Source organism: Shewanella sp. 1180_01 (assembly GCF_052850535.1).
In genome coordinates this window covers 34,699-43,247 of the sequence record NZ_VXCT01000043.1, presented here as the reverse complement: position 1 = coordinate 43,247, position 8,549 = coordinate 34,699, and the positions used below count along the sequence as shown (strand labels likewise).

The window sequence follows — 8,549 nt, the reverse complement described above, 5'->3', positions numbered from 1 at the left end:
ATTCCAGAGGTATTGAAAATATCATATTGCTCTGAATCTATTTCTTGCTGAATAATATTGTCATTCAGTAAATTGTAGTTAAAACTGTTTGTTGTTGAGGTCGCATGCTGGGCATTTAATTCCCAGTCGATACCATTACCGGAATCTATTGTGCCAACAAAGCCACCAAGAATATCAAAATTGTTGGTTTCAGTTAATGTATCTCGCTCGCCAAGTTGTGCGCCTCGCATAGAAATCACTAATTCTTCGCCAACTGGGTTGTACTTATTATCGGCACTCATCACAGGGGTATTAGTTGATACTGGCGTACCGGCATAACGGGTTTCAGTTTCAGCTAATGAAGCAGAAGCTCGGCCTCGGAATTTTATATTTTCTGAAATCTCATAGGAGAAATTAGATAACAGCGAATTACGAGTTTGATCGCCAAATAGCTTAGTGACATTACCATGATTATATAAACAACGACCATCACCTGAGTCTATGGTATTTTCCGTTTTTTCACATATATCTGAATTACTATACCAGCTACCATTGCCTGGTCCATATTTACCATTTGGTACTGAGCTATATCCGCTATAGGCGTTATAACTTGAGTCATCCATTCGCCAAATATCACGGTCCATTACCGCTTTTGTATCATAATATTCATAGGTGAGAGTGATATTGCCTTTATCTGTATTAAAGCCAGTTGCAAGCGATAAACGGTTAGCATCGCCCCCTTCTACGCTTGGTTGCTCTGTACTGTAATCAAGCTGAAAACCTTCAAACTCTTTCTTAGTGATAATGTTTATCACGCCCGCAACCGCATCGGAACCATAGACTGCTGAAGCGCCATCCCGCAGGATTTCAATACGCTCCACGATAGCCATAGGGATAGAAGATGTATCCGCCACTGAGCCAGAGCTCGAGCTTGTCCCTGGCATACGGCGTCCGTCTAATAACACTAAGGTCGCAGACGATCCTAAACCGCGTAAATTGACATTGCTGGTAGAGCTTGCACCAGATCCATAACCTGAAATACCACGCCAAGAACCAAAACTGTTTATCGCAGAGTTATTCAATACGTCAGCAACGGTCTTTTCCCCCGTCATAGCAATATCCGCGGCATTAATGACTGTCACGGGTGAAACAGTTTCCATATCAACTTGTTTAATACGAGAACCCGTCACTTCAATGCGTTCAACTTTCGTATTTTCTTCTGCTGCATTTCCCATTGCAGAAAAGCCTAATCCCGAAAAAACCACACTGCTTGTCGCCACTGTAATTAAACTAGCACGAACGGCTTTGGCCGTTAAACTTAAATAGCGCATTAATCTCTCCTTGAGGTAAATAAAATCTTATGTTTGTTATTTTTATATTTAGCTAGCGAACTCTATTTCGCTGTAGGGATAATGTTAATGTGCAACATTTAAGTCAACCATTAAAAAGTTAATTCATGAATAAAACAAATTGATACAAAGTAAAAACATAAAGCACTAAATTTAGACATAGGAAAATTAATACGCATCATGGACTTAAGGAGTTTGGGTTGGTTAAATATATTAAAAAAATAACCTGATACAATAAAACTTATTTGTTACCAAAAATAGCACAACCAAGTTTAGTGTCACAAATAAATCAATATGTATCATTGATAGGCCCCTGAACATTAAATTACACTTAATTCAATATTAATTAGCCATAAAAATGCCACTCCATTGAATGGCATTTATATTTAAACACTGAGTAATGATTGATTACTTAAAGTTGACAACCTTCAACACTGTTTGAGTTTTCATAAACGATATCGCCTATCGGACTGTAGTCAGCAGCTTTAATCGCTTGTTTCTCTTTCAAGAAAGAATAGGCTTTGTTTCCTAAATCGAGTCAGCGAACAAAACTCTCATCATTGTTCAAATATCAAGCTACATAGTGGGTTTCAGGCATACCTAGCCCAGTAAGCTTGTTCAAAGCCCTAATCATCGCGTAAGTTTCTCCCACCTGAGCGTTATAATTCCGCATGCTTAACGTGCCTCCTAGCAGTTGTTTTATCCTGTATATGGCGGTTTCTGAGATTGAACGGCGATGATAACCATACCGTTTTTTCCACTGCTTATTTGAGCCATGAAGCTGTTGCCAACTGACGGCTAAGTTTCGTGGATGCCCTTGTTCCCATAGCGCAGCACCTTCCCTAGGTGGAATGAGCACTAAAGCGCATTTTCGACGAACGGCTTCGTGACAGGCTTTCGTGTCGTAAGCACCATCACCCGAGATATTGCGGATTTTTCGATGGGTTTGCTTAAGTAAATTCGGCATCACTTCAGCGTCTGTGACACCTGATAAACTGAGTTCAGCTGCAATAATTTCATGGCTATGTGTATCTACGGCAATATGCAGTTTACGCCACACTCTGCGCTTTCCATCTGTGCCATGTTTCTTCACTTTCCACTCACCTTCGCCATAGACCTTCAAGCCTGTTGAGTCGATAGCTAAGTGCTCAATGGCGCCGCGAGTCTTGGTTTTAAAAGCAATATTGACCGTTTTCACGCGTTTACTGATGCAGGTGTAATGCGGGCAAGATAATGGGATGTCACCCAGTTTAAACACCGAATTGATAAAGCCCTGTAAGGCTCTCAGTGGCATAGAGAAAATACGCTTAACCATCAACGCAGTGGTAATGGCTAAGTCGCAAAACACTCGAGGGCGACCTTTCTTGGGCTGCTCGACCTTGGCTTTCCACTTAGCAATTGCATCCTCATCAATCCAGAAGGTAAGTGAACCGCGGTTGATTAAGGCTTGGTTGTATTGCTTCCAGTTGGTTGTTTTATAGCGAGGTTTTGACACGGTTGATGGGTAAGTTGATAGGCTATGCCGATCAGATCTGCGGCTACGGTTTTAGTTCCAGTTATTTAGGAAACAAAGCCATTCCTGAGACATCACTATATACTGTGCCGTACTAACTCCTAGATAAATAAGCTCACAAATAAAAGTTTCAATTATCAAGGAATCACTAAATTATGCTAAAACCACTAAATCAGAGTAATCTTAACATTAAAAATATTCTGACGACTCAGACTAAATAATGGCGATAAATTAATTTAGATGCTTAAATAAAAACACCAGTTGATAATAAAATCAACTGGTGAGCACATTTACATAAATGTTATCTAAGCCTTATATTACAACTTAGGAGCAGCAGGACAACCTTTAACTTCGCCACCAGCTGATGTATAAGTTATATCACCAGCAACAGGATTAAAGTCAGCAACCTTGATATCTGTTTTAGTTTCAATAAAGTCTCGCAAAACTAAAGCATCAGCAACCTCAATAGATGTCGCACTGATCACTGGATATTTGTCTCCACCAGCGGCACTAAATGTAGAGATTGAGAATGTATATTCTTCATTGTCACTAAACCCTTTACCATTGATATCGTTTACAGTGACTTTTTTTGCATCACAATCAACGGCCATCTTAATACCGTCGAATTGAGCATATCCGCCACTATCAACACTGATTGTTGCAACAGTGTTTAAGTATTTCGTAATATCTGAGCCTTTCATCTTAGCTTTAGCAACCATGTTGCCAAATGGCTGGACTGTTAGTACATCACGATATGTAATGTTTCCTGCCGGAATAGATGCTCTTACACCACCAGAATTCATGATACCAAAGTCACTGTTAACTAGTTTATATTGGCTTTGAGCTCTAGCTAATAAATGGCCAAGATTAGTCTGTTCAAAACGAACAATGTTTCGCTCTCCAACTAACATTCCATCCGTATTACCAATGATAACATCTAATAACGCTTGTCCTTTCTCCTGATAAGGTCTTAGGACTTGTAACACTCCGATATCTTCATCAATTTGTGATGTACCTGGTACTAATGTTGTAGATTTTTTGTCGCCTTTAACTGCAAGTGCAGGAGTACCATATGCATCTAAAACCATTAAATTGACTGGCACTAATTTGTAACTTGCTAAATGCAACTCACCATTAAAATATTCAAAATCGGCACGACCTACATATTTGCCCCATTCATGGGCCTGCATAATGTAAGTACCTTTTTGCTGATCAGGCTTACACTCGTCGCCACGGTTAAATGCTGCATAAGATTCATTACCTGGTTCCATGCACACAGGATTTTGTGAATGTCCACCAATGATCGCTTGTAAATCACCTTCATTAAGTGCTCTTGCTAGCGAGACATCTCCTGGCGCATTACTTCCACTTGCTGCATTAGCATAATGTCCCATATGTGTTGTGGCAAAAATTAAATCAGCAGCTTTTGCATCTTTAATTTCTTTTATCACTTTCTTGATTTCAACTTGAGGATCGGTAAATTCAAGGTTAGTCAAATACTCTGGATTACCGATTTTAGCGGTGTCTACAGTAGTGAGACCAATAACGGCTATACGTAATCCATTTATATGAAAAACTTTATAAGGATCAAAATAGCGTTTCCCTGAAACTTTATCGTATATGTTAGCGGCTAACATAGGGAAATCAGCAAGTTTCCTCTGCATTTCAACAATATCTAATGGATTATCAAATTCATGATTTCCCACTGCCATCGCATCATAACCAATCAGGTTCATACCAATAAAATCTGGTACAGCATCTTGCATATCTGACTCAGGGACTCCGGTATTGATATCACCACCAGACAGGAGTAATACTTGACTACCACGTGATTCAACTTCATCACGGATCTGATCAATTAGCGTTTTACGAGCTGCCATACCATATTCACCATACTCACTCTGCCAGAAGCGGCCGTGGTTATCATTGGTGTGTAAAACGGTAAATGTTGTGCAAGCGCTTCCCGCTTCAGCACACGTTGTTGGGACTTTATCATCATCACTATTATTACAACCCGTAAGCGCAGCGACAACAGCAGTTGCAACTAGTCCTTTAATAAGCATATATCTCATTACATCAACCCCTTGATTTTAATTATTTTATCATAGAAAGATTGCCGTGAACTCCATCAAGTTCAGCGTCACGGATAATAACAAAGAATAAAGATAAATTGTGTCATTTTTATTAAAAACTTGACATTTATAGGGGAATTCGCGGGCGCTTTAAGACAGATTTGTTTCATATAAAAAATAAGCTGAATGACTGATTTATATATATTTAGAGAATTAAAAATAAAAATGAAATAAATTAATTTAAATCGTTAAGTATAAATGACTTAGAAAATATTACAGATAACAGTGATTGTTCCCATAAAAAAACAAGCATGGGCAATTTTCAATTTACCGCATGCCGTTTTTATCAGCAATTAGACTTCTCTACATTTCAAATCGCTGTAATAACCACTTAGAAATCTCTTTTAACTGCGCAGGGATCACTGAATGCGGCATAGGATAAGTCTGCCACACCACATTATAACCGCCCGTAATTAAGGCTTCTTTGGCTAATGTTCCAGCGGATAATGGCACTACATCATCTTGAAGACCGTGTTGCTGTAATATGGGTGTATTGCGATTCGCTGCGCTTAATTCAGCGGGTAATACATCGCCCGTCGGTAAATAGCAAGACAGTGCCATAATCCCTGCAAGTTGCTCGGGGAAACGCAGTCCAGAGAATAAACTCATGACTCCGCCCTGACTGAATCCTGCTAATACGATACGTTGGCTCGCAATACCCGCCGCGATTTGTTCATTAATTAATGCAGCAACCCTTTTCTCCGACTCAAGCACGCCTTGCATATCAGCTCTGTCGTGCAAATCCATGCTTTTAATATCGTACCAAGCGCGCATCACATAGCCGCCATTGATGGTCACGGCTTGCTCCGGTGCATGGGGGAAAATAAACCGGATAGCATGATCGGCAGGCAAACCTAATGCAGGCACTACGGGGGCAAATCCGGCACCCGAATCCCCTAATCCATGTAACCAAATGACCACGGCGGTAGCAGGCGTCTTAGGTTCAACGACAATACGCTCAAGAAAAACTGACATTCTAAAAATTCCCAATTCGATATTAAACACTCATCAACTAAAAACTGATGATAAATCTATAAGTTAACCACTATGCACTATGCACTATGCAGGCGTACTTTATTCCGCGTCCATTCCCAGCACATCTTGAATCGCACGTAACTGGGCATTTGAGTCCAACACTAAGCTCCAACGCACACCGCCACCATCGGCGATTAACATAGGTGGCTGACGTCTCAAACCGATATCCTCAGCACTCGCTTGCAGCACGATACTGGCAACATTGAGCCGCACTTGCACTTCGAACTCAGTGACGATTAACTTACCCTGCGAAAAAACTAACACCATTTTGATAACCGCCCTATGTGAAAACGCCGACATCATAGCAAACTTGTGGTCTTTTACCGATGGCATTTCCTTGCCGGCATACGAGCCATTAAAGTTTGATTACATTTGAGCTAACAGTGAGATAACAAATCCAGTGGATTATCAGGTAAACTTTTGCCCTATATAGATAGAGCCGATAGAAAACCAAGCAGCATTGATGCTGTTATCGGCCCAAACTCGAACCAAAATACTTTATCATTAGGCTGTTAAATAATGCTTTCACTTCGCCGTAACGTCCTGAGCAGTGCCCTACTTTTTGCGCTGCAACTCCTTCCTAGCACTGATGCCAATAGCGCTCCTAATACGTTAACTACTGAGCCGACTGCCACTGTTGTACAAGCACAGACGCAGCAGAACCTAGATGCACTGACCTATGCCAATTACATTGAAGTCAGCGTGAGTCATGTGGAGCTAGCACTTGCCGTCGATTTTAAGCAAAACCGCTTATCCGGTGAAGCCACCCTCGATTTAGCTTGGCATAAACTGGGGAAGGAACTCATCTTAGATACCCGAGATCTGACGATTAACAGTGTGAGTGCTTTGAATAGAAATGGGAAATGGCAAAGCGTGCCCTTTACCTTAGCCAAAGCGGACGCTGTAAAAGGCGCGGCACTGACCATCAAACTGGCCGATGAAGATACCCAAAAAGTTAAAATAAAGTACCACACGTCGAATAATCCATCCGGTATTCAATGGTTAACTCCTGAGCAAACCCAAGGTAAACAGTTACCTTTTATGTTCAGTCAGAGTCAGGCGATTCATGCTCGCAGCTGGATCCCACTGCAAGATACCCCAGCCGTGCGCCAAACCTATAGCGCAACGATTACTGCCGATAAAACCATTACTGTGGTCATGAGTGCCGATCGTAAAACCCTGTCGAGCACGCAGACCCAATTCACTATGCCGCAGGCGATCCCAGCTTATTTAATCGCCATTGCAGCCGGGCATTTAAAGTTCGCCCCTTTAGATAACATCTCGGGCATTTGGGCTGAGCCAGAAATCCTCGACAAAGCCAACAAGGAATTTGCCGACACGCCGGAGATGATCAAAATCGCCGCTAAACGTTACGGCGATTACCGTTGGGGACGTTATGACTTGCTTATTTTTCCGCCAAGCTTCCCCTTCGGCGGGATGGAAAATCCACGGCTTTCGTTTATTACGCCAACAGTGATCGCGGGTGACAAAAGTTTAGTGAGTCTGATTGCCCACGAACTTGCTCACTCGTGGTCGGGTAACTTGGTGACCAACGCCACTTGGCGCGATCTCTGGCTTAATGAAGGTTTTACGACCTATGTAGAGAACCGCATCATGGAAGATCTCTACGGCCGCGACCGAGCGCTGATGGAGCAAACCATCGGCTATTCTGAGCTGCTTGCCGAGCTTGCAGAACTCACGCCTGGCGATTCAGTGTTGCATATAGATCTCGGTAAGCGCTCACCCGACGAAGCCTTTAGCGGTGTCCCTTATGTTAAAGGCCAGTTGTTTTTAATCTTTTTAGAGCAGAAATTTGGCCGCGAGCGCTTCGATGCTTTTGTGAAAAGCTACTTCAATCATTTTGCATTTCAAAGCATTACCACAGCGCAGTTCCGTGAGTATTTATCTTTGAATCTATTAAACAAATATCCCAATGTTGTCAGTGAGGCCGAAGTGGATACTTGGATTGAAGGTCAAGGTTTGCCGTCATTTTTAGTGCCGCCCAATTCCCACGCCTTCGATGATATCGATGCCCAAAGACAAACTTGGCTTGACGGAAAACTTAGCGCAAGCGAGTTGAAAACCAGTACTTGGACAGTGCACCAGTGGTTAAGGTTTATCAATGAAATGCCAAGAGTCAATCTAGACCAAGCCAAGCTTGCCGAGCTGGATAAGGCGTTCCATTTTACGGGCACAGGCAACAGTGAAATCGCTTTTACATGGTATTCACTCGCCCTAGACAACGGCTATTACGCGGTACTACCCGCATTAAAACAGCACTTGACCCATATTGGTCGCATGCGCTTAATCGTGCCGTTATATCAAAAGCTTGCAAGCACAGATCAATACGACTGGGCCAAGAGTGTCTATCTCAAGGCTCGCAGCGGTTATCATCCACAAACCCAATCAAGCCTAGATATGATGTTTGCCGACAAACCACTCGAGCATGAACATAGCCATTAGCCAGATAAAGAGCCATTAGCGAGATGAAGTGCCATTATTAGTGTTAAGTGCCATTAGCGGTTGCGCTAATCATTAAGC

General features: G+C 42.1%; 6 protein-coding genes. 1 reads left to right on the top strand and 5 read right to left on the bottom strand.

The window, feature by feature from the left end:
* The 5 genes from FW758_RS18275 to FW758_RS18255 form a co-directional block, all read right to left on the bottom strand.
* Positions 1–1,310: TonB-dependent receptor plug domain-containing protein (locus tag FW758_RS18275; RefSeq protein ID WP_446446138.1), on the bottom strand; the 1,310-nt coding region annotated here is incomplete at its 3' end.
* A gap of 589 nt (positions 1,311–1,899) precedes the next feature.
* Entirely contained in the window at positions 1,900–2,823 is a 924-nt protein-coding gene (locus FW758_RS18270; protein ID WP_446446137.1) for an IS5 family transposase, read from the bottom strand.
* 335 nt (positions 2,824–3,158) lie between these two features.
* Complete coding sequence (gene ushA, locus FW758_RS18265) at positions 3,159–4,913, bottom strand: bifunctional UDP-sugar hydrolase/5'-nucleotidase UshA (RefSeq protein WP_446446136.1); 1,755 nt, start codon at positions 4,911–4,913, stop codon at positions 3,159–3,161.
* Between the two features lie 363 nt (positions 4,914–5,276).
* Positions 5,277–5,948 carry an alpha/beta hydrolase gene (locus FW758_RS18260; protein ID WP_446446135.1) on the bottom strand — a complete coding sequence of 224 codons (672 nt, stop codon included), beginning with the start codon at positions 5,946–5,948 and terminating at the stop codon, positions 5,277–5,279.
* 99 nt (positions 5,949–6,047) lie between these two features.
* A complete protein-coding gene (locus FW758_RS18255) occupies positions 6,048–6,275 on the bottom strand; it encodes a DUF3389 family protein (protein ID WP_446446139.1) in 228 nt (75 codons plus the stop codon).
* 252 nt (positions 6,276–6,527) lie between these two features.
* Between FW758_RS18255 and FW758_RS18250 the strand changes: the two genes are divergently transcribed.
* Positions 6,528–8,471, top strand: coding sequence for a M1 family metallopeptidase (locus tag FW758_RS18250; RefSeq protein WP_446446134.1), 1,944 nt, complete (start codon positions 6,528–6,530; stop codon positions 8,469–8,471).
* Positions 8,472–8,549 lie beyond the last annotated feature (78 nt).

What these genes read in the sequence shown, in the direction of transcription:
- ushA (WP_446446136.1), bottom strand. Translation starts at nt 4,913, where the DNA reads ATGAGATATATGCTTATTAAAGGACTAGTTGCAACTGCTGTTGTCGCT.
- FW758_RS18260 (WP_446446135.1), bottom strand. Translation starts at nt 5,948, where the DNA reads ATGTCAGTTTTTCTTGAGCGTATTGTCGTTGAACCTAAGACGCCTGCT.
- FW758_RS18255 (WP_446446139.1), bottom strand. Translation starts at nt 6,275, where the DNA reads ATGGTGTTAGTTTTTTCGCAGGGTAAGTTAATCGTCACTGAGTTCGAA.
- FW758_RS18250 (WP_446446134.1), top strand. Translation starts at nt 6,528, where the DNA reads ATGCTTTCACTTCGCCGTAACGTCCTGAGCAGTGCCCTACTTTTTGCG.